This is a genomic window from Nostoc sp., assembly GCF_036918015.1.
Classification (GTDB): Bacteria; Cyanobacteriota; Cyanobacteriia; order Cyanobacteriales; family Nostocaceae; genus Nostoc.
The window spans coordinates 86,944-108,462 of sequence record NZ_JBALEO010000085.1; the positions used below are offsets into that span (position 1 = coordinate 86,944).

The 21,519-nt window shown below is 42.6% G+C and carries 14 protein-coding genes; 8 read left to right on the forward strand and 6 right to left on the reverse strand.

Features of this window, described 5'->3' with window-relative positions; genetic code table 11:
• Window positions 1-10 precede the first annotated feature (10 nt).
• The 3 genes from V7K61_RS25850 to V7K61_RS25860 all read left to right on the forward strand — a co-directional run bounded on the left by V7K61_RS25850 (window position 11) and on the right by V7K61_RS25860 (window position 6,044).
• Window positions 11-562 (forward strand): FHA domain-containing protein, encoded by a 552-nt coding sequence (locus V7K61_RS25850; protein ID WP_335057802.1) that lies wholly within the window; start codon window positions 11-13, stop codon window positions 560-562.
• A gap of 196 nt (window positions 563-758) precedes the next feature.
• Window positions 759-2,717 carry an FHA domain-containing protein gene (locus V7K61_RS25855; RefSeq protein WP_335057804.1) on the forward strand — a complete coding sequence of 653 codons (1,959 nt, stop codon included), beginning with the start codon at window positions 759-761 and terminating at the stop codon, window positions 2,715-2,717.
• A gap of 909 nt (window positions 2,718-3,626) precedes the next feature.
• Complete coding sequence (locus V7K61_RS25860) at window positions 3,627-6,044, forward strand: tetratricopeptide repeat protein (RefSeq protein WP_335057806.1); 2,418 nt, start codon at window positions 3,627-3,629, stop codon at window positions 6,042-6,044.
• 62 nt (window positions 6,045-6,106) lie between these two features.
• Here V7K61_RS25860 and V7K61_RS25865 read toward each other — a convergent pair whose 3' ends face one another.
• Entirely contained in the window at window positions 6,107-6,256 is a 150-nt protein-coding gene (locus V7K61_RS25865) for a hypothetical protein (RefSeq protein WP_335057808.1), read from the reverse strand.
• 312 nt (window positions 6,257-6,568) lie between these two features.
• On the opposite strand from V7K61_RS25865, the gene V7K61_RS25870 reads away from it, so the two are divergent.
• Window positions 6,569-8,335, forward strand: coding sequence for a tetratricopeptide repeat protein (locus tag V7K61_RS25870; RefSeq protein WP_335057810.1), 1,767 nt, complete (start codon window positions 6,569-6,571; stop codon window positions 8,333-8,335).
• Between the two features lie 83 nt (window positions 8,336-8,418).
• Here the strand turns inward: V7K61_RS25870 and V7K61_RS25875 are convergent, their stop codons facing one another.
• Window positions 8,419-8,916, reverse strand: a complete 498-nt coding sequence (locus V7K61_RS25875; RefSeq protein WP_292816853.1) for a pentapeptide repeat-containing protein — start codon at window positions 8,914-8,916, stop codon at window positions 8,419-8,421.
• A 372-nt stretch (window positions 8,917-9,288) separates the two neighbouring features.
• On the opposite strand from V7K61_RS25875, the gene gcvT reads away from it, so the two are divergent.
• From gcvT to gcvP, 3 genes are all read left to right on the forward strand, one after another.
• A complete protein-coding gene (gene gcvT / locus V7K61_RS25880) occupies window positions 9,289-10,425 on the forward strand; it encodes a glycine cleavage system aminomethyltransferase GcvT (protein ID WP_335057812.1) in 1,137 nt (378 codons plus the stop codon).
• Window positions 10,426-10,550: 125 nt separating this feature from the next.
• Window positions 10,551-10,940, forward strand: coding sequence for a glycine cleavage system protein GcvH (gcvH, locus tag V7K61_RS25885; RefSeq protein ID WP_094350648.1), 390 nt, complete (start codon window positions 10,551-10,553; stop codon window positions 10,938-10,940).
• A 164-nt stretch (window positions 10,941-11,104) separates the two neighbouring features.
• Window positions 11,105-14,065, forward strand: coding sequence for an aminomethyl-transferring glycine dehydrogenase (gene gcvP, locus V7K61_RS25890; RefSeq protein ID WP_335057814.1), 2,961 nt, complete (start codon window positions 11,105-11,107; stop codon window positions 14,063-14,065).
• Between the two features lie 110 nt (window positions 14,066-14,175).
• On the opposite strand, the gene V7K61_RS25895 is transcribed toward gcvP, so the two are convergent.
• The 4 genes from V7K61_RS25895 to V7K61_RS25910 all read right to left on the reverse strand — a co-directional run bounded on the left by V7K61_RS25895 (window position 14,176) and on the right by V7K61_RS25910 (window position 19,133).
• Entirely contained in the window at window positions 14,176-15,762 is a 1,587-nt protein-coding gene (locus V7K61_RS25895; protein WP_335057816.1) for an alkaline phosphatase D family protein, read from the reverse strand.
• 327 nt (window positions 15,763-16,089) lie between these two features.
• Window positions 16,090-16,638 (reverse strand): PEP-CTERM sorting domain-containing protein, encoded by a 549-nt coding sequence (locus V7K61_RS25900; protein ID WP_335057818.1) that lies wholly within the window; start codon window positions 16,636-16,638, stop codon window positions 16,090-16,092.
• A gap of 716 nt (window positions 16,639-17,354) precedes the next feature.
• Complete coding sequence (locus V7K61_RS25905; RefSeq protein WP_335057820.1) at window positions 17,355-18,227, reverse strand: SDR family oxidoreductase; 873 nt, start codon at window positions 18,225-18,227, stop codon at window positions 17,355-17,357.
• 162 nt (window positions 18,228-18,389) lie between these two features.
• On the reverse strand, window positions 18,390-19,133 hold the full coding sequence (locus tag V7K61_RS25910; protein WP_335057822.1) for a tetratricopeptide repeat protein: 744 nt from the start codon (window positions 19,131-19,133) through the stop codon (window positions 18,390-18,392).
• Between the two features lie 660 nt (window positions 19,134-19,793).
• On the opposite strand from V7K61_RS25910, the gene V7K61_RS25915 reads away from it, so the two are divergent.
• Window positions 19,794-21,518 carry a trypsin-like serine protease gene (locus tag V7K61_RS25915; RefSeq protein WP_335057824.1) on the forward strand — a complete coding sequence of 575 codons (1,725 nt, stop codon included), beginning with the start codon at window positions 19,794-19,796 and terminating at the stop codon, window positions 21,516-21,518.
• The last annotated feature ends 1 nt before the right edge of the window (window position 21,519 follow it).

Below are 21,519 nucleotides of genomic sequence, written 5' to 3' on the forward strand. Positions count from 1 at the left end.
AGTTAGAACCATGAACGCACTAACTTTACAGTGGCACGATGCAGGTCAAGATAAAACTCAGAATATTTACGAACAACAGCCAAGTCAAAATCATGGCACTGTCCGCATCGGTCGTGACCCCCTCCGGTGCGACATTGTTCTGAGTCATCCTACTGTGTCTGGACTCCACATTGAAATATTTTTTCATCACCAGCAACAACGCTTTTATATCAGGAATTTGCGATCGCAAAATCCCCCCGTTGTTGATGGACGGCAATTAGTCCAAGGTGAAATGCCTTTAACTGAGGGCACTAGTATCTCTTTGGGACAAATAAAACTCAACGTTACAAGCATTTCCACGGGTAGCATTCCAGCAACAATTTTGCTACCACCCAATCCAGCAGTAAATCTCGGACATCACCATCATCCACAAACACCCCCCGCACCACCGCCAGGAGTTTATGGCTTAGAATGCCCCAAATGTCATAAAGTTTCCCCAGGAGAAAATCTACAAATTGGCTGTCATTGGTGTGGGACATCTTTAGCTGCGGCTGTGAGTGTGTTGGTAGCACGGGGTAGTTGAGAAGGAGGGCAGGGGAGGGGAGGCAGGGGAGGCAGGGGAAGAATTTCTAACTCTTGACCAATGACTAATAGACCTCTTGCATAAATTAAAAATAAGAACCCCACCCCGCCAAAGCTACGCTTTGTCTCCCCTCCCCGCAAGCGGGGAGGGGTTGGGGGTGGGGTGTTAGGGACTTTTGAAAGAGGTCTAATGACAAATGACAAATGACTTACAAATCCAATTAAGTTGGGACGAACCAGCGACGGGTGAACGGCGAGAACCACTGTTAAATATGCCGATCGCTTTTGGTCGAGAATTTGCTCGCTTACCTGCTGAACTCAGGGGAATGCGGGTTTCTCGGATGCTGCTTAACAGTAATGAAGTTTCTCGTTACCATGCCCTAATTGACTGGGAACAAGACCATTTAGTAGTGATTGACCAAGGTAGCGTTAATGGTGTCTATGTCAACGGTCAACCACAAACGCGCAGTGTCCTGGTTAATGGCGATACGTTGCAAATTGGCCCGTATCTGATCGCAGTGACATTTGGTGCTAGCGCCTCTGCACCAGATACCAGCCCCCCTTCAACGATTCACTTCAACGCAAATACCAATCGCCCAGACCCCAGTTTGCCTGTAGTCCAGCCGCTAGCGCCCGTAGCAAGTAATTTCCCGCCATTGGCATTTCAGGCACAAAAGGTTTCTGTGCAAGCACTTCATGCTACAGGATTACCAGTAGATGAATCTGATTATCTAGCGATCGGGGCGGGATTGGGTAGCTTTTTATGGGCTGATTTGTTGCGAATTAGTGGTGTACGTGCTGAAAAAATTGTGGCTTTGGGATTAGAGGCGGAACCTTATGCCCGTTACAAGCGCCTCTGTCTGAATTCGCAAATTCCCTTATATGAAAGACTGCGTTCTAATTCTGACTCTTGTCCCGATAATATTTGGGGTTGGCCTAGTTATGCCTTGCGAGAAGCTTGGGGAGACTTAGCCAAGGGAGAGATAAAGTCAGCATTCAAGTATTTGTGGCAAGTTTTTGCTGAACCAACATTTGCCGAAACTTATACTCCCCGTGCGGGTAATGTCTTTGATTCCATAGATAGGGAAACGAAGCGCATAGGCTGGAATCAAATTTATCGCTATGGGCGAGTTCGGGTAATTCGCAAAACTGATGATGGCAGATATTGCGTAGCCTATTCTCGCGGCCCAGGAAATTATGCTTTTTTAGTTAGTCGTTATTTACATTTAGCTACTGGGTATCCAGCAATTCAGTTTTTGCCAGATTTGCAAGCTTATAGGGAGAAATATCAAGACTTTAAATCTGTAGTCAATGCTTATGAAGCTCACGATCATGTTTATGAGCAACTAGAGCAACATGGTGGTACAGTCTTGATTCGGGGGCGGGGAATTGTGGCTTCGCGGATTGTGCAGCGAATTTATGAAGCTAGAAAACGAAATCGGAATATTGCAGTTTTGCATTTAATGCGATCGCCTAAACCCCAAGGTAACAAATTTCAAAATACCCAGCGCCTAGTCAAAAATCATTACGAATTTCAACCCTTTAACTGGCCGAAAGCCTGTTGGGGCGGCGAACTCCGGGCAATGTTAGAAAAAGCCAGTCCCGATGAACGCAAGCGTTTACTAGCAGACTGGGGTGGAACTACCACCGCCGACCGCCAAGACTGGCAGCAAATTACTGCCCAAGGGTTAAGCGAAGGCTGGTATCAAATTACCTTTGGTGAAGTGCTGGATGTGGAACGAGATGCCCAAAACCGGACTATTACCCGTATCCGAGAGCAAAGTTTTGGGGAAATGAAATTGCTAGCTGACTTTATTGTTGATGCTACTGGACTGGATGCCAAAGTAGATGCCAATCCCCTACTTGCAGATTTGGTAAAACATTACAATTTACCAGTGAATCATCTGGGGCGATTAACTGTAGCGAACAATTTTGAATTGGTAGAAATGCGTAGCGATAAAGGTCAAATGTATGCTGCGGGAGCTATTACTTTAGGTGGCCCTTATGCCGCAGTTGATAGTTTCTTGGGCTTGCAATACGCCGCATTAGTCGCCGTTGATGGACTAGCCGCAGTTCGTGCTACTGGAGTTCAAAGGTTGAGTACTATAAGTTCTTTTCGACAGTGGTTGAAGTGGGTGTTAAATCAGTCACCTTAGTATTAGGAGGCAGGGGGCAGAAGGGATAGAGTATTTACCTGAATGTTTTGAGTATCAAATCCCAAATTTGAGGTTCAAAGACTCAACGTTCGAGTAAAAAGGTGCAACGTTTAAGTAAAAAGGCTCAACGTTCAGGTTCAGAGGCTCAAGTCACGATCGCAGAATTCTTGTTCTCTGATATGGTGAGTTAAATCGGCGATTAGAAAAATACAGTTGGCGAATTAATGAGGGGTCTAACTCATCAGCCCCAATTCATCTTAATTTCTTTAATTTCAGTGCGTTTCAATGCACTTTAGCTATTAGCCAGCAATTTATTGCAGGGCGGGAAAGCAACGCAAACACAAGCTTTTAGGAATGGGGCGTTTAATCCATCATGAATTGACCAACAGTATTTTTAGTAAAGGGTAATATTTTTTACATTTTTATACCCTAGCTAACGTGACTAAAAATAATGTACTCTGCTAAAAACGAATAAGCAGACACAATTGGACTGCAATCCAGTGTCTGCTTTGCGTTTACACACTCAAGATGAGGTAAAAAATTGAATAAACTATTTGTTTTGTTCATTTATGCACACTTTTGCTCAGTGGGCATTTATGTAACTAGCGTTTCATTGGGCTTAGTATCTGCTTCTCTACCAGTTGGCTCTGCCTTGGTTATGCAACACAACAGTTTGATCTTACTGTCTTATGCCCATAACAAAAGGAGGAAGGACTGAGAAGAGCTAGATAGAAATTGATTATTCTTTCTATTCTATAAAAAGCCTAACAAAACGTTAGGCTTTTACTTTATTTAGTGTAACTCTGCCTTAAAAAAAAGAGATACCCTATAAGTAGAACGTAAGTAGAACGTAAGTAGAACGTAAGTAGAACGTAAGTAGAACGTAAGTAGAAATTATTAAACCTGTCTATGCAATGGGCTGATTTTCTAGCCAATGAAGCTGCTACAAATAGCTTATCCCCAGAGCAAACGGCAGCTTTTGTAGAGCGTTTGAAGACTGAAAACTCAGGGAAGAGTGAGGCAAAACTTGCCAGCGAATTAAACATTGGTGCGGCTGCTTTCAAAAAGCGGATGGCTGAGGTGTATGACAAATTCGCCCAGAGTTATCCTGAGTTAGCCAATTCTGAAAGCCGGGGAAAACTAGAAAAGTTACGGGCTTGCCTCACAGCGAAATATAATGCTGGGCAAGACTTCGGCGTGAGCGCTCAGTCGAACGCTGCCCACCCCACAATTAAAGAAATTCATCAAGATATTCCCCCTGCTGTTCCATTTGAAAAATTTGTGGGACGTGAGGCTGAACTACAAAACCTACACCAGCAATTACAAACATCTCAACAAGTTGCAATTCTAGCTGTTGCGGGTATGGGAGGAGTAGGCAAAACTGAACTGGCTGCCCAATACGCCAAACAGCATTTGCAGAATTATCAAGGTGGGGTTTGCTGGTTATCTGCACAAGGAATAGATGTCGGAATTCAGATTCTCAGATTTGCTGAATTGAAATTTAAACTCATTGCACCGGACGATTGGGAATTAGTAGATAGGCTGAGATACTGCTGGCAAAATTGGCCACAAGGTGAAGTACTGCTGGTGTTTGATGATGTCACCGACTACAAAAAACAGGTTCAGCCTTATCTACCCCCAGAATTACCCCGGTTTAAAGTATTGCTGACAACGCGCCTGGGGTTTGATAGAACTTTGCCGCAATTACCTTTGGGTGTTCTCAAACCATTGGCGGCAATGAAATTATTAAAATTGCTGGTTGATAGAGAACGGCTTCAAAGCGAACCTTGGGTAGCGAGAAGAATTTGTAAATTCTTGGGATATTTGCCTTTGGCGTTAGAGTTGGTGGGGCGATATCTGGATACAATGCCAGATTTGTCTTTAGAAACACTGCTAAAGCGGCTAGAGAAAAAGCGACTGGAACACGAAGCAGTTGCCAAGGCTAACTCATTGATGCGTTATGAATATGGTGTGGCTGAAGCTTTTGCATTGAGTTGGGAACAGTTGGATGAGAATGCACAAAGCTTAGGCTGTTGGCTGAGTTTGTATGCTTTGGCTGATATTCCGTTATCTGTTGAGGCGATAGAAGATGACGATGAACAAGAACTTTGGGAGAAAGATATAGCTGAGTTGCGGAAACTGCATTTAATACAATGGCAAAGTAAAGGAATTTATCGTCTACATCCACTGATTCGGCAATTTTTCCAAATAAAGTTGGATGAGTCAAGTGAGGGGGATAAGGTGAAAACAAACTTTACAGCGCAGATGATAAAGGTGGCAAAGCAAATTCCTCAACAGCCTAATCGTGAAGATATTTTCAACCTCACTCCCTTTATCTCGCACATTGCAGAAGTTGCAACCCACCTATCCCAATATTTTAGCGACGAGGATTTAATTTGGCCTTTCACAGGTTTAGGTTGGTTTTATGAAGGTCAAGGACTTTATCAGCAAGCAGAACCTTGGTACAAACTATGTGTTGAGGTAGCTAAAAATCGTCTTGGTTTAGAACATCCCAATGTCGCCACTAGCCTGAACAACCTCGCAGGACTCTACGAATCTACAGGACGCTACAGCGAAGCTGAACCCCTGTATCAGCAAGCTTTGACACTGTGGAAATGCTTACTGGGAGACAACCATCCCAATATCGCCACTAGCCTGAACAATCTCGCATTACTCTACGAATCTACAGGACGCTACAGCGAAGCCGAACCCCTGTATCAGCAAGCTTTGGAACTGTCGAAACACTTACTAGGAAACAACCATCCCAATATCGCCACTAGCCTGAACAATCTCGCATTGCTCTACGGTTCTACAGGACGCTACAGCGAAGCTGAACCTCTGTATCAGCAAGCTTTGGAATTGACAAAACGCTTACTGGGAGACAACCATCCCAATGTCGCCACTAGCCTGAACAATCTTGCAGGACTCTACCGTTCTACAGGACGCTACACCGAAGCCGAACTCCTGTATCAGCAAGCTTTGGAATTGACAAAACGCTTACTGGGAGATAACCATCCCAATGTCGCCACTAGCCTGAACAATCTCGCAGAACTCTACGAATCCACAGGACGCTACGGCGAAGCCGAACCCCTGTATCAGCAAGCTTTGGAATTGACAAAACGCTTACTGGGAGACAACCATCCCCATATAGCCGGTAGCTTGAACAATCTTGCAGCACTCTATCATTCTACAGGACGTTATAACAAAGCCGAATCGCTGTTTCAGCAAGCTTTGGCAATTTGTGAGCAGACTTTAGGTGTAGGTCATCCCAATACGATCATCGTGCGGGAAAATTATGCCATATTTTTAAGAGAAGCATATCGCTAATGATCGCACCCTTTCCCAAAATTACACCAAATGGATGCCACACAACAGTTGTAGTTCAAATTTTAGCAGCGATCGCCCATCACTTCTAACTTCAAATAGCGATCGCTCCTTCTTCTCTCTTCCTTTGCGCCCTTTGCGTCCTTTGCGGTTCGATTCTCATGCTCATTAGCAAAGTGCGATCGCTCATTCATCTCTAAATTAAACTGAAACATAGAGCGATCGCCATCAATTTTAACTTAAAATAGCTTTTGCTCCCTCTTCTCTCTTCCTCCGTGCCCTCTGCGTCTCTGCGGTTAGATTCTCATGCTAAGTAACAAAGTGCATAGGCGTAGCCCGTTGTAGACATCGCATAGCCATTTTGAGTACAAAACTCGAAACTTGAACTTCAAAGGCTCAAGTGACGATACCTAAAGGCAAGCCACTGCTTTGAAATATTTTTATCCAAATGGTATTTTTACTCCAAAGGGAGAATATTTACTAATAAAGACAAAGCTAGAATAAAAATAAACTTCACAAAGCTGTTTATGCAATGGGCTAATTTTCTAGCCAAAGAAGCTGCTACGAATGGCTTATCTCTAGAGCAAACGGTAGCTTTTACAAAATATCTTCAGACAGAAAACTTAGGTAAAACTAAAGTTAAACTTGCCAGCGAATTAAACGTTGATATTGCCGCTTTCACAAAGTGGGTGGGTGAGGTATATGACAAGTTTGCCCAGAATTCTCCTGAGTTAGCGACTTTCAACAATCGAGACAAACTAGAAAAGTTACAAGCTTATCTAAGCGTAAAATATAATAGCGAATTAGATGCCCTCAAACCATTGGCGGCGATGAAATTATTCAAATCGCTAGTGGTTCGAGAACGACTGCAACAAGAAGCTTGGGTTGCCAGAAGAATTTGTAAGTTTTTGGGATATTTACCTTTAGCGTTAGAGTTAGTGGGACGATATCTGGATAAAATGCCAGATTTGTCTCTGGAAACACTGCTGAAGCGGCTAGAGAAGAAACGAGTGGAACATGAACCAGTAGTCAATGCTAACTCATTGATGCCTGATGAATACGGTATAGTTGAAGTTTTTGAATTGAGTTGGGAACAGTTGGATGAAAATGCCCAAAGCTTTGGTTGTTTGCTAAGTTTGTGTGCTTTAGCTGACATTCCCCTATCTGTTGAGACAATAGAAGATAACAAAAAACAACAACTCAACGAGAAAGCCATAGCCGATTTACTGGAATTGCATTTGCTACAACAGAAAAGTAAAGGAATTTATCTTCTAAATCCACAGATTCGACAACTTTTCCGAATGAAGTTGGATAAGTCAAGTGAGGGGGATGAAGCAAAAAGTAAGTTTGCAGCCATGATGTTAGAGGTAGCAAAGCTAATTCCGCAACAGCTGAACCCTGAAGATATTCTCAACTTCACTCCACATATCCCGCACATTAGAGAAGTTGCAACTCACCTATCCGAATATCTAGGCGATGAAAATCTAATCACTCTGTTTACCAAATTAGCCTGGTTTTATCAAAGTCAAGGACTTTATCAGCAAGCAGAACCTTGGTTGCAACGGTGTGTAGAACTAACTCAAAATCGTCTTGGTTTAGAACATATTGATGTCGCCACTAGTCTGAACAATTTAGCAGTACTCTACGAAACTACAGGACGCTACAGGGAAGCCGAACCCTTGCTTGAGCAAGCTTTAGCACTGAGAAAACGCCTGCTAGGAGAAGAAAATACCGATGTCGCCACTAGTCTGAGCTATTTAGCATTAATCTACGAATATACAGGACGCTATAGCGAAGCCGAACCTTTGTATCAGCAAGCTTTAGAACTGTGGAAACGCCTAGTGGGAGAACAACATCCCCATGTTGCCACGAGTCTGAACAATTTAGGAGCATTGTACTGTTATACAAAACGCTACAGCGAAGCCGAACCCTTGTTCAAGCAAGCATTAAAACTGAGAAAACACCTGCTGGGAGATAACCATCCCGATGTTGCCACCAGCCTGAACAATTTAGCACAACTTTACGAATCTACAGGACGCTACAACCAAGCCGAACCGTTGTATCAGCAAGCTTTAGAACTGAGTAAACGCCTGCTGGGAAATAACCATCCCGATGTCGCCATCAGCCTAAACAATTTAGCAGCACTCTACCGTTATACAAGACGCTACCGGAAAGCCAAACCCTTGTTTGAGAAAGCTTTGAAAATTTGTGAACGGACTTTAGGTATAAGTCATCCGACAACTATGACGGTTCGGGCAAATTATGCCAGCTTTTTAAGAGAAGCATATCAGTAGCGATCGCTGCGCGTAATTCGTAATTCGTAATTCGTAATTCGTTAAAAAAATATCCCCCTCTCCACTAGCGAGGGGGTTAGGATTTACTTACATCCTAAAGATTTGCGAGTATCCACACCAGTTTTAGAATTTACACCACTTGCCTTAACACAAAGCTTTTTCACTTGTATCCCATCTAAAATTGCATTCGTAAAATCAGTCCCGGTGACATCCACGCCATCAAAAGTAGAACGTAGCATCATTGCATCAGTCAACACAGCATCACTTAAATCAGCATCCTTAAACCTTGTTAGATAGGCTATGCCTTCACTAAAATCAGCACCATGCAGATTTACTCCCTCCAATACGCTACCGTTAAATACGCCACCACGTAAGTCAGCATTGCTAAAATTAGCATTCTCTAATTTGAGATTGGTAAACTCAGTACCAATTAAACTTTGGCCAGAGTAATCCTTGCCCTTGAGTTCATCATTACCCACAGAACGGGTAATACTAGAAGAACTTGCAGCTTGCGCCGATAGGGGAAACAAAAAAAGAACCATAGCTAAGACAAAGCTAGCTAACAGTTGCCAATATTTCATAATCTCTTCTTAATAAATCTCAACACTTTTACTATTAACTATTAAACCTTACAGAAGGGGACAAGGAGAAAACCCGGATTTCTCACGCATAGTGGGCTTCAGAGGAAGAGGAGTGTGGGGAGTGTGGGGAGTGTGGGGAGTGTGGGGGGTAAGACTTCTTCCCCATCCTCCCACACCTCCCACACCCCTTGGATTTCTCAAAAGTGAGAAATCCAGGAAAAGGGGACAAGGGAATAGGGTACAGGTTACAGGGTAGAGATTATTCCCTATCACCTGTCCCCTGTCACCTCTTCCCTAATCTCTCGTAGGATGATAGATGTTGAGGTGCGATGCCTAACGGCAAGTTGCTCCGCATCTACGCAATAATTACCTGTGGCTAATCAAGAAGACAACGCCCAATCTCTGGCGCGAACCCCTTTATATCAATTGGGTGTAGAACTCAAAGCACGCCTTACCAGCTTTGGCGGCTGGGAAATGCCCGTGCAATTTAGTGGAATTAGCCGCGAACACGAGGCTGTCAGAAATACAGCCGGAATGTTCGATATTTCCCACATGGGCAAATTTACCCTCCAAGGTAAAAACCTAATTTCCCAACTCCAGTCACTAGTACCTTCCGACTTGAATCGTTTGCAAGCTGGTCAAGCACAATACACCGTATTGTTAAATCCCCAAGCCGGAATTATTGACGACATCATTGTTTATTATCAAGGTGAAGACACCAGTGGTATACAAAAGGCATTCATCATAGTCAATGCGGCAACCTCTGGTAAAGATAAAGCATGGCTATTGCAACACCTTGACCTAAATAAGTTGCAATTCCAAGACCTTTCACCAGATAAAGTCTTAATTGCCGTCCAAGGGCCAAAAGCGATTAAATATCTCCAGCCATTAGTGCAAGAAGACTTACAACCAATCAAAGCCTTTGGACATTTAGAAACAACTCTACTAGGTAAACCTGCCTTTTTGGCCCGCACAGGCTACACCGGAGAAGATGGCTTTGAGGTGATGGTAGACCCGGATGTGGGAGTAGAATTGTGGCGAAGTCTCCATAAAAGTGGTGTTATCCCCTGTGGACTCGGTGCGAGAGACACTCTGCGCCTAGAAGCAGCGATGGCACTTTACGGACAAGATATAGATGACACCACCACACCCTTAGAAGCAGGTTTAGGGTGGCTAGTTCACTTAGATACTAAAGGCGATTTTATTGGTCGGGAAGTTTTAGCAGAGCAAAAATCCAAGGGAGTGAAGCGTCGATTGGTAGGTTTACAAACCCAAGGACGCAACATTGCCCGTCATGGCTATCAAGTGTTATCCACAGGTAAAGTTGTGGGAGAAGTTACTAGTGGCACCCTGTCACCTACACTTGGTTATCCTGTTGCATTAGGCTACGTTCCCACCCAGCTAGCAACTGTTGGTCAGCAGCTAGAAGTCGAAATTCGCGGCAAAGCTTATCCAGCAGTTGTAGTTAAACGTCCCTTTTATCGGTCAAAAAATCGTGTTGCCAACTAATAAGCGCTGAGGTTTTTGAGGAATAATGTGTTGTGAGTTATTCAATCTACAGTCAGGTTCATTACCAAATATGGCTTGGATGACTATTGGGGCAATAATTTTTTTAATAAGGGAGAGGAAGTAATATGTCTTTTGAATATCCTCAAGATTTCAGATACCTGGATTCTCATGAATACGTGCGAATCGATGGTGAAATTGCCACCATTGGCATTACTGAGTTTGCCGTACAGGAATTGGGTGATATCGTCTTTTTGGAACTGCCAGAAATTGGCGACGCTCTTACCAGGGGAGAAAACTTTGGCACAATTGAATCAGTGAAAGCCGTTGAGGAACTGAATTCACCAGTGACAGGCACCGTTATAGAACGGAATGAAGCCTTAATTAATTCTCCCGAAGAAGTGTCAGAAGACCCCTACGGAGAAGGGTGGTTTTTGAAAGTGCGCGTCAATGACCCTGGCGAAGTTGAGGATGCCTTGACAGCAGATGAGTATCGCGCCCAAGTAGAAGGGGAGTAGGAGTGCTGAGTGAGGAGAGTTAAGAGTTAGGAGTTAAGAGTTAGGAGTTTTGTTTATCTCCTTATCCCCTTGTCTCCCTTTTCTCCTCATCTCCCCAGTCCCCAGCCCCCAGTTTAAGAGTATTTATTGCAAAATATGAAATAGTACCATCTGGAGAGTAATTTGTGGTATTGAACGCCCCTATTCTCAAGTCTAATGAGCAGCAAGTGCTGGACGAAAAAAGTCAAAAGTTAAGTAGTTTTGCGCCAAGACACATTGGCCCTAACTCCGATGACATCCAGCTTATGCTTAAGGTTTTGGGGTTTCCCAGCCTGGATGCCCTAATCGACCAAACAGTTCCACAGACAATTCGGCTGAAGCAACCGCTAAAGTTACCAAAAGCAGAAAGCGAGTATGCAGCACTGGCATCTTTAAAAAAAGTTGCTGCCAAAAATCAGGTTTTCCGCTCATACATTGGTATGGGATATTACGACTGTATCACCCCACCTGTGATTGGACGCAATATCTTAGAAAACCCCGGTTGGTATACTGCCTACACTCCTTATCAGCCAGAAATTGCCCAAGGGCGACTAGAAGCGCTGTTGAATTTCCAAACGCTGATTATCGACCTTACAGGTTTGGAAATTGCCAATGCTTCGTTACTGGATGAAGCTACAGCCGCAGCTGAAGCGATGAGCTTAAGCTATGGTGTCTCCAAAAATCAGGCAAATGCCTATTTTGTCTCTCGTGATTGCCATCCCCAAACTATCGACGTGTTGCAAACACGTGCTAAACCATTGGGGATTAAGATTATTGTTGGCGATCATCAAACATTTGATTTTGATCGAGCAATTTTTGGGGCTGTTTTGCAATACCCTGCAAGTGATGGCACCATTTACGACTACCGCGCTTTTATCGAAAAAGCCCATGCTAAGGGTGCATTGGTGACGGTAGCAGCAGATCCTTTAAGTTTAACTTTGCTCACCCCTCCTGGGGAATTTGGCGCTGATATTGCTGTCGGAAGCACTCAACGGTTTGGTATTCCGTTAGGATTTGGAGGGCCTCACGCGGCATACTTTGCTACGAAGGAAGAGTATAAACGGCTGGTTCCAGGGCGAATTGTGGGTGTATCAAAAGATGCCCAAGGCAAGCCTGCATTACGTCTGGCCTTGCAAACCCGTGAACAGCATATCCGCCGCGAAAAAGCTACTAGTAATATTTGTACTGCACAGGTGCTGCTGGCGGTAATGGCAAGTATGTACGCGGTCTATCATGGCCCAGATGGACTGAAGCAAATTGCTGAAAATATCCATTCTTTGACAGCGTTGATGGCGGAAGGACTGAAACGTTTGGGTTACAGCATCAGTTCCAAAGATTTCTTTGATACGCTGCGAGTAGAACTGGGAAGACGCAATTTAAAAGATATTTTGACAGCTAGCGAACAGCTTCAAATTAACCTGCGGGTTTTTGATGCAACTGCTGTTGGTATTTCGCTGGATGAAACAACTACGCCAGAAGACTTAATCGACCTCTGGCAGATTTTCGCTGGTACAGATGATTTACCCTTCACTTTAGAAGAATTAACTTCTTCCTCATCCTCACATCTTCCTCTCTCCCGTACAAGTACATATCTCACCCACCCAGTTTTTAACCGCTATCACTCAGAAACTGAGTTGTTGCGCTATCTGCACAAACTGGAAAGCAAGGACTTGTCGCTAACAACATCGATGATTCCTTTGGGTTCTTGCACAATGAAGTTGAATGCAACTGCTGAGATGATTCCGGTAAGTTGGGAGGAATTTGGCAAGATTCACCCGTTTGCCCCTGCGTCGCAAACGCAAGGTTATCAAATCTTGTTTGAGCAACTTGAGGCATGGTTAGCTGAAATTACTGGTTTTGCGGGAATTTCTTTACAACCAAATGCTGGTTCTCAGGGCGAATACGCCGGACTTTTAGTAATTCGTCAATATCACGAAAATCGGGGCGAAGCACATCGCAATGTTTGTTTGATTCCCACTTCTGCACACGGGACAAACCCAGCAAGTGCGGTGATGTGTGGGATGAAGGTGGTGGCTGTTGCCTGTGACTCCCAAGGTAATATTGATGTTGATGACCTGAAGGCAAAGGCAGAAAAACATAGCAATGAACTAGCCGCCTTAATGGTGACATATCCCTCAACTCACGGTGTCTTTGAGGAGCCAATTCAGGAAATCTGCGCTGTTGTCCATAGTCATGGTGGACAAGTTTACATGGATGGCGCAAATATGAACGCCCAAGTGGGAATTTGCCGTCCTGGAGATATTGGTGCAGATGTCTGTCACTTAAATCTGCACAAAACCTTCTGTATTCCTCATGGTGGCGGTGGCCCTGGTATGGGGCCCATTGGCGTTGCATCTCATCTTGTGCCTTTTCTACCCGGACATGCTGTGGTAAGGATTGGGGACTGGGGACTGGGGACTAGGAAAGAGGAAATTCCCAATACCCAATCCCCAATCCCCAGTACCCAGCATATTGGTGCTGTGGCGGCTGCGCCTTGGGGTAGTGCAAGTATCTTGGTGATTTCTTGGATGTACATTGCGATGATGGGTGCAGATGGTTTAACCCATGCAACTAAGGTGGCGATTCTCAACGCTAACTACATCGCTAAGAAACTGGAATCATACTATCCCGTTTTGTATCAGGGGAAAAATGGTCTAGTTGCCCATGAGTGTATTTTAGATTTGCGATCGCTCAAAAAATCAGCTGCGATCGAAATTGATGATGTCGCCAAGCGTCTCATAGATTATGGTTTCCATGCGCCGACTGTCTCCTGGCCTGTAGGGGGTACAATCATGGTGGAACCTACAGAAAGTGAATCTAAGCAAGAGTTGGATCGTTTCTGTGATGCGTTGATTTCTATTCGCCAAGAAATTGCTCAAATAGAATCAGGTAAGGTGGATGTTCAAGATAATGTTTTGAAGAACGCACCCCACACTGCCGAAAGCCTCATCGTTGGAGAATGGCAGCATCCTTATTCTCGCGAACAAGCTGCTTATCCTGCACCTTGGACTCGTGAGTATAAGTTCTGGCCTGCTGTTGGTCGCATTGATGCAGCCTTTGGCGATCGCAATTTTGTTTGTTCTTGTCTGCCAATGGATGCTTATTAAACTGAAGTGAAGAGTTAGGAGTTAGGAATTAAAATTCCTAACTCCTGCCTTCGATAAAAACTGATGATTTATCTGTGATTATCTAGTTGTAATACCTGGGAATTAAACGATTAGGCTTGTTGTATTTCTGGACGACCATTTTCAACCACAAATGAAGCCCGCTTACTAAGCGTGCCATTCGGGGTTGTGACGTTTGATAAAACTAGATAGTCTGTCTTGTAGGTTGTGGGAGTCAGCGCACAGCGAACATATCCCCGTTGACCGTTGAAGAACTTAATGTGTGGGTTATCGGGTAAGTAAGCTTCAACATTTGGGCTGGTATCTGCCCCATCTCCACCGGAGGTTATTGAGGTACAGACGAATTCACTCCCAACCGTAGCAGATTTTGGGTTATTAAAGTCAGCCTTTAAATTTATTGCCCAGTTGGAATGGACATCGCCTGATAAGACTACTGGATTAGATGGTTTGCGCTGTTCTAGGAAACGCATAAGGCGATCGCGGGAAGCCACATAACCATCCCACTTATCCATGCTGTAGGTTTCGCCAGGCCCTGCTTTTGTGTCTATCTGAGCGACTATAACTTGCTGGGCTAAAACGTTCCACTTAGCCTGTGAGCGATCTAAACCATCATATAGCCAATCTTCCTGACGCTTGCCAGTAATGGTTCCATTGGGATCTTCTCCACAAGGACGTTGTTTAGTACCATCACCGCAGGGCTGATCGGTGCGATATTGGCGGGTATCTAAGACATGGAAGGTGGCTAAGTTACCAAAAGAAAGCCGACGGTAAAGTTGCATATCGGGGCCAACGGGACGCGAGAAGGGGCGCAGTGGCATATGTTCGTAGTAAGCCTGATAAGCAACAGCCCGCCGTTGGAGGAAAATAGCCGGATCTTGATCTGGTTCAGTATCAACTTCTGAAATATAGTTGGCGTAGTTGTTTTCTACTTCGTGGTCATCCCAGGTAACAATCCAGGGAAAGGCTGCATGAGCTGCTTGCAGATTGGTATCGGTTTTATAAAGAGCGTGACGGTTGCGATAATCTTCTAAAGTCAAAATTTCTGCACTGTTGTGCTTTCTGGGGCGATTATTTGATATTCCTCCTTCATAGATGTAATCGCCAACATGAACTACTAAATCGAGGTCATCCTGGGCAATATATTTGTAAGCAGTATAGTATCCCTGCTCGTAGTGCTGACAGGAAACAAGGGCAAAGTTTAATTTATTTAAGTAGCCACCTGCTAAAGGCGCTGTCCGAGTGCGACCAATGGGGCTAGCGTCTTGACCGACAAGAAACCGATACCAGTACCAAGTATCAGATTGCAAGCCTTCTACTACAACTCGAACTGAATGAGCTAGTTCTGGAGTTGCAAGTACTGTACCTCTGGAGACAATACGCCTCATGTCTGGATCGGTTGCTATTTCCCAGCGAATTGGTACATTCACAGGTGGCATTCCACCTCCATTTAAAGGTTCAGGTGCGAGACGAGTCCAAATCACTACGCTGGTAGGATAGGGATCGCCCGACGCTACACCCAAAGTGAAAGGATAATTGGAAAATCTGCTGGTGGCAATCGCTCTTTGAGGAGAAAATTGGTTAGCGATCGCCAAACCAGATAATGCTCCTGCTCCAATAATTAAGTTGCGTCGTTTGATTCGACTGTGCAGGAACTGCTCAAAATTCCGGTAATCTACCATTCTCTACTCCTGGGTAACAGGTAAGTTAAAGTACAGCAACAGCTAACACAAAGAAGGTGGAGTAATTGTAGGAAAATTTCGTAATTATTCCCTGATAGCAATTCTTCATTAAGACCCATAGAAATAACCCCACTACCCTTGTTAAGGAGAGGTTGGGAGGGGTCATAATGTGCAGCTTCATAGAGAATTGCTATTATCACAATCAGATTTTAATTTCCAATTTTTCCCTCTGATATCAATGTGTTAGATGTTGTTTTCCCACATAAAAGCCTACTAATAAGAGATTAATCCTTGGCAAAGAAATTGTTAATATCAACTTAACCAAGGTTAGATTTTAATCTTTTTCATTGATGCTACCTTTCTCTTCATCATTGAGCCAAGGCTACAAGCAAAAAGAACACCAACTAAAGGTGTAGGTTCAGGTACTTGTCTATAAGAAACTGTACCTGATATAAGTTCAGCATTGGGAGAAGTTTTAGAGTAAATTGTAAAATTCTCACCAATAATTTCATAACTGATAGAACTGGAAGGATTAGCTTTATCATCAAACTGATAATCTAATCCAAAATACGTTTTTCCTGTCAAGGATGTGGTTTTAAAAACAAGAGGAAAATCTGGGTAATTTGCATCATCTTGTTTAGTGTAAATGGTAGAGTCGCCATCAAAGTTGAAAGAAAGTGACTGAATGGGAGCTTCGGGATTATAGTCATTGCTGAAGGTTGAGTCATCAAAGCTAAAAAAGCCATTCCCTTTTGTTAATGGACTATCAACGGTGAAAGCGTAATTAAGAATTGCAGCAGATGCAGATTTTACATCTACGCTAGCAAAACCTAAAGCAATAGTAGCAGCAACCAATAAATTTGGAACCAATTTCATCTCAATTTCCCTTACCATCAATTTCTGGAAGCAATGCAATTACAAGCTACAAAAATAGCTTTTATCTAACTTACTTATTTTCCCAATTGAAATTTATAACTGTTAGATCCAGTTATGAAATCAATATTTTTCTCTTTTTCAATAAGAAGCAAACAACTGCCCAAATTGTTTTGAGAACCCCATCTTAAAATTAGGAGTTTAAGCAGACTTTAATCAAAGGTAAAATTGAAGAAGAATTCAGAAGTCAGAATTCAGGAGTCAGAATCAAGACGCTCGTGACGCTCGAAGACTCGCTAACGCTACGCTATCGCCCTTGGCGTCTCCCCTTCTCCCAAAACTACGGTGTACACACAAGTCTGAAATAGTTTACTCACCTATTTTTTTGCGTCAGTTTTACCCCACCCTAACCCTCCCCTTGGAAAGGGGAGGGAACTAGATTTTCTTGTTTCCCCCCTTTATAAGGGGGGATTAAGGGGGGTAATTCGATTTGTGTGTACACCGTAGTTCTCCCAAAGGGAGAGGCTAGCGCCAAGGGACAAGACTCGCTTCCCTGGTTAAAGAAGGGCGGGGGTAAATTATCAATTACATTACTAAATTCTCAATAAAATAGGTTTTTCTGTTGCGATGCCTACGGCAAGTAACGCCTACGCATAGTGTACCAGAGGTAATCGCATTTCAAAATAGCCTATTCCTGTTTTTAGTTTTAACACTTAGTCTTAACTGAATTGTATTGCCTCTAATTCTTCCCTTACAGATAAAGGCTGATACCCCAATGCAAAAGCTTTAGAACTATCCAAAGAAACATCTGTTGGTCTAGGCGCTGCCATTTTCACATCTTGTTGTCGGCAGGATTTAAGACCAGTGCTAGGAAGTTGAAATACTTCTACTAATATTTGTCCAAAATCATAACGCGAAATCCGCTCTTTACCACCTAAATGAATGATGCCGTTAACTTTTTCTAATGCTAATAAAAGTCCTTTGGCGGCAGTTGTTCCACTTACTGGTGTGCGAAATTCATCTATAAATAAGCTTAGTTTTTTTTCGGCTTGTAAAGTTTGAATAAATGGCTGAATAAAGCTTTTAGCTGTAGGTGTTGCTGCACCAAACATCAAGGGCATTCGACACACTGCGGTCATGGGATACCTTTCTAGCATATCTGCTTCTGCGATCGCCTTTTGCTCACCGTAAAGATTGACAGGGCACACGGCATCTGTTTCTTGATATGGGGCATTTAAGCCATCAAAAACTAAATCAGTTGAAGTAAAAGCACAAGGAATAGAATTATCCGCGCAAAGTCCGGCAATATTGCAGGATGCGATAACATTAATTGCGTGGGATTCTTTGGGGTGGGTTTGACAAAAATTTGGTTGCGAATGTGCAGCAGTATGAATAACTGCCGTCGGTTGGACATCATTAAATATGCGTTTCAATTCCTGAAAATTTGTTAAGTTCGCTTTTAACATTTTCATGTCAGGAATTTCTAAGGGATGGGATAAATAAGTGCCATAAATCTCCCATTCTTCTTTTGCAAGCTGGCAAAGATGCCATCCTAAAAAACCACTTGCTCCGGTGATTAACAATTTTTTCATGTCTAATCGTAAACCGTTCAAGAAAAATACCTTTCTACAGCAGGCTTATATTCTAATACGCTTGGGTTTTATAGACGCGATAAATCGCCGTCTCTACAAGTGTTTTGGTCTTATCTGAACTGTATTGGCTTATATCCTACACTGAGCGGTGGTTACAACAGACTATTGCAGTAATTTCTGAAACTGCTTGTCATTACGCACTTTGCTAAAGTCGGAGTCAGTTTTTGCTAATTTCTTGTATTTATCAGGAACAAACTCGATTGCTTTGTCTAGGTTCTCAATTGCTAATTCTAAATTGCTTTGTAAAGCATAAGAGCAAGCTTTATTGTAATATGCTTGGTGCAAATCCGGCTTGATGGCGATCGCTCTATTATAAGATGCGATCGCATCCTTGTAGCGGTGTAGCTTTGTCAGAGCTATACCTCGGTTAATTAAGGCTTCATATTTGTCGGGTTTGATCGCGATCGCTCTATTATAGGATGCAAAAGCATCTTGGTAGCGTTGCAACGATGTTAAGGCGATGCCACGATTATACCAAGCTTCATATTTGTCGGGTTTGATTGCGATCGCTCGATCATAGGATGCAAGAGCGTCTTGGTAGCGTTGCAACGATGTTAAGGCGATGCCACGGTTAATCCAAGCTTCAGGACTCTCAACTTTGATGGCGATCGCTTTATCATAAGCTTTTATGGCATCTTCGTAATGTTGTGCATCTAATAAATTATTACCTCGATGAAAGAAATCTTCTGCTTTTTGCGTAGCCTTCGCTTCTATAAAAAATTGGGTTACATTGCTTTCTTGGACAACTTGTGTAGTATTTTCTGCCGATGAGTTTGCCCCACCACTACAGCCAAATGCGAAGAATGCTATCAAGCCAGATGCAACGAAGCAGTGCCGAAAAACCATGCTGTACCTACAAAAATTATGAGATGATGTTAAAATTTGTTAGTTTTTTGAGTATTATCAAAATACACTAGTTTTTACCCATTAATTTACTTACTTATATTTTCAGAAAGAACTTTGTTGACGATGCATAAAGTTCTGTTAAAATCAAGCGTACATAACATTATCATATTAAATACACATAAAGCAATTCCTTAGAACCTATTTCAATCAAAAAACGACTATTTGTGTTGCTATATATAAGTTGCGTAGGTGTAGCTCATCCTAGACATCGCACCCATGTAGTAATTCACCTTGATGAAAAGCCTCTTCAACTCGCCAATGCCGACGATATAAATCAGCTACTATCATAGGCAGATAATATCACAGGGTTGAGGACATAAGTAATGTAAGAATAGCTACTTTCCCCAATCTTCATCTCTATTAATTACCTTTATTTTTTCTTAAAAATAAAACTGAAAGTTAACTCTACATTTTTAATAACTGTAGAAATAATTTGTATTAAATATATGGAAAATTACAGGTTTAATCTTATTTAAGAATTTAACGACATAAAAAATTATTAATATAAAGTTTTCGTGAATTTACTAATGCCATTAGATAATTTTTGGGCATTAGTTTGTATATTTTATATTCATCATTTTCTATTAAGGATCTAAAGCTATGTCTATTTTTTCCCCTGATGGTCGGACAAAAGTTAGCAACACCACAACTTTTCCGTTTGGAGCTGTAGGAAAGATGAGAATACATTGGAAAGGCCCAGATGGGGTTATTGATACTGCCGATGATATTATCCTCAACGGCTCTGGTGCTATGATTTCTCCCTACCACTTTTTAACAGCAGGGCACTCTGTGTATGACACGAGATATGGGGGTTGGGCAGATAAAATTGAGGTGATGCTTGGTTCTAAAGGGAATATCATTGCTGGTACAAACCGGGCTGACTACGAGTACTATGGTGAAGCCAAATCTGTTTATACACGTTCTTTTGAAGGATGGATTCAAGGAGATCAGACGAAAAGCGAAACTTTTCAATACGATATAGGATTGGTGACTCTTGACCGCAATATTGGAAACTTCACTGGCTGGTTTAACTATGGATATGACGATAATCTCAGCAGTGGAACTTTAATGAATGTTACCGGATACCCTTCTGATAAGTTTGATTCCAATAACGATGGGAAATTTGATAACTATGATATGTGGACTCAGAGTGGAAAAATCACAAGTACAACTGACTCGATCTTGCGTAGTAATGAACTAGATATCTTACCTGGAAATAGTGGAGGCCCTCTCTGGCTTAATAATTCCAACACAAATAAACCGACTATTTATGGAGTAGCTTCAAATGAGACAACCTCCAGCGGAACTCCGCTTTACAACGAGTTTGCCCGAATTACAAGCACTCGATATAATGAGATTAAAAACTGGATCGACGAAGATACTGCTACACGCAAACCCACCGACAAAGCTGATTTAGTAGATTCTGATGTGTGGTTTAACACCACTCTTGGAAGTTTTAGTAATAACAATATTAAAAATGGGGAAAATTTTAGCATCACAGTTTATCCTCGCAACAATGGTACAGCCGCGACAGGCAATTTCTCGGCTTCTTTTTACGCTTCTACTGATACCAATATCACTAATAGTATTGGCTCTCATTACTTAATTGGTAATACAACTATTTCTTCGATTAATCCATTCAATTCGGGAACAGCGACTTGGAACGGTGCGTTTCCTAATATCCCAATTGGAAATTACTATGTTATTTCATTTCTAGATCCAACTAATTCAATCCAAGAGTTTGATGAAAGTCTAACCAGCAACCAAAAGGTATTTAGAACTTTACTCAGTGTTACCAATAGTGCGCCCATTTCGACACCTCTGACTGTTTCATCAACCGTTAGCTCTCCTTTAACAGCCCGTGAAGAAAATCTCAGCACAGGTACAGCCAATATTAATGGGACTGGTAATAATCAGCTAAATGGTGGAAATAGCAATGACATCCTTATAGGGGGAAGTGGTAACGATACTTTCGTTGGAGGTTTAGGTAATGATACCCTAACAGGAGGAACTGGATCTGATGTTTTCATTATTAATACCCTTTCTGAGGGTATTGATAACATTACAGATTTTTCGTCCTTAGATGACACAATTTATGTTTCTAAAATAGGGTTTGGAGGTGGACTTAGTGAGGGTATACTTCAAGCCACGCAATTTTTTATCGGTTCGGTAGCACAAAATAGCAGCGATCGCTTTATCTACAATAATAATACAGGGGGTTTATTTTTTGATGCTGATGGTACAGGCTCATCCGGTCAAATCCAAGTTGCTCAACTAGGAATAGGTCTAGCCATGACTAATACAGATATTTTCGTGATTGCCTGAT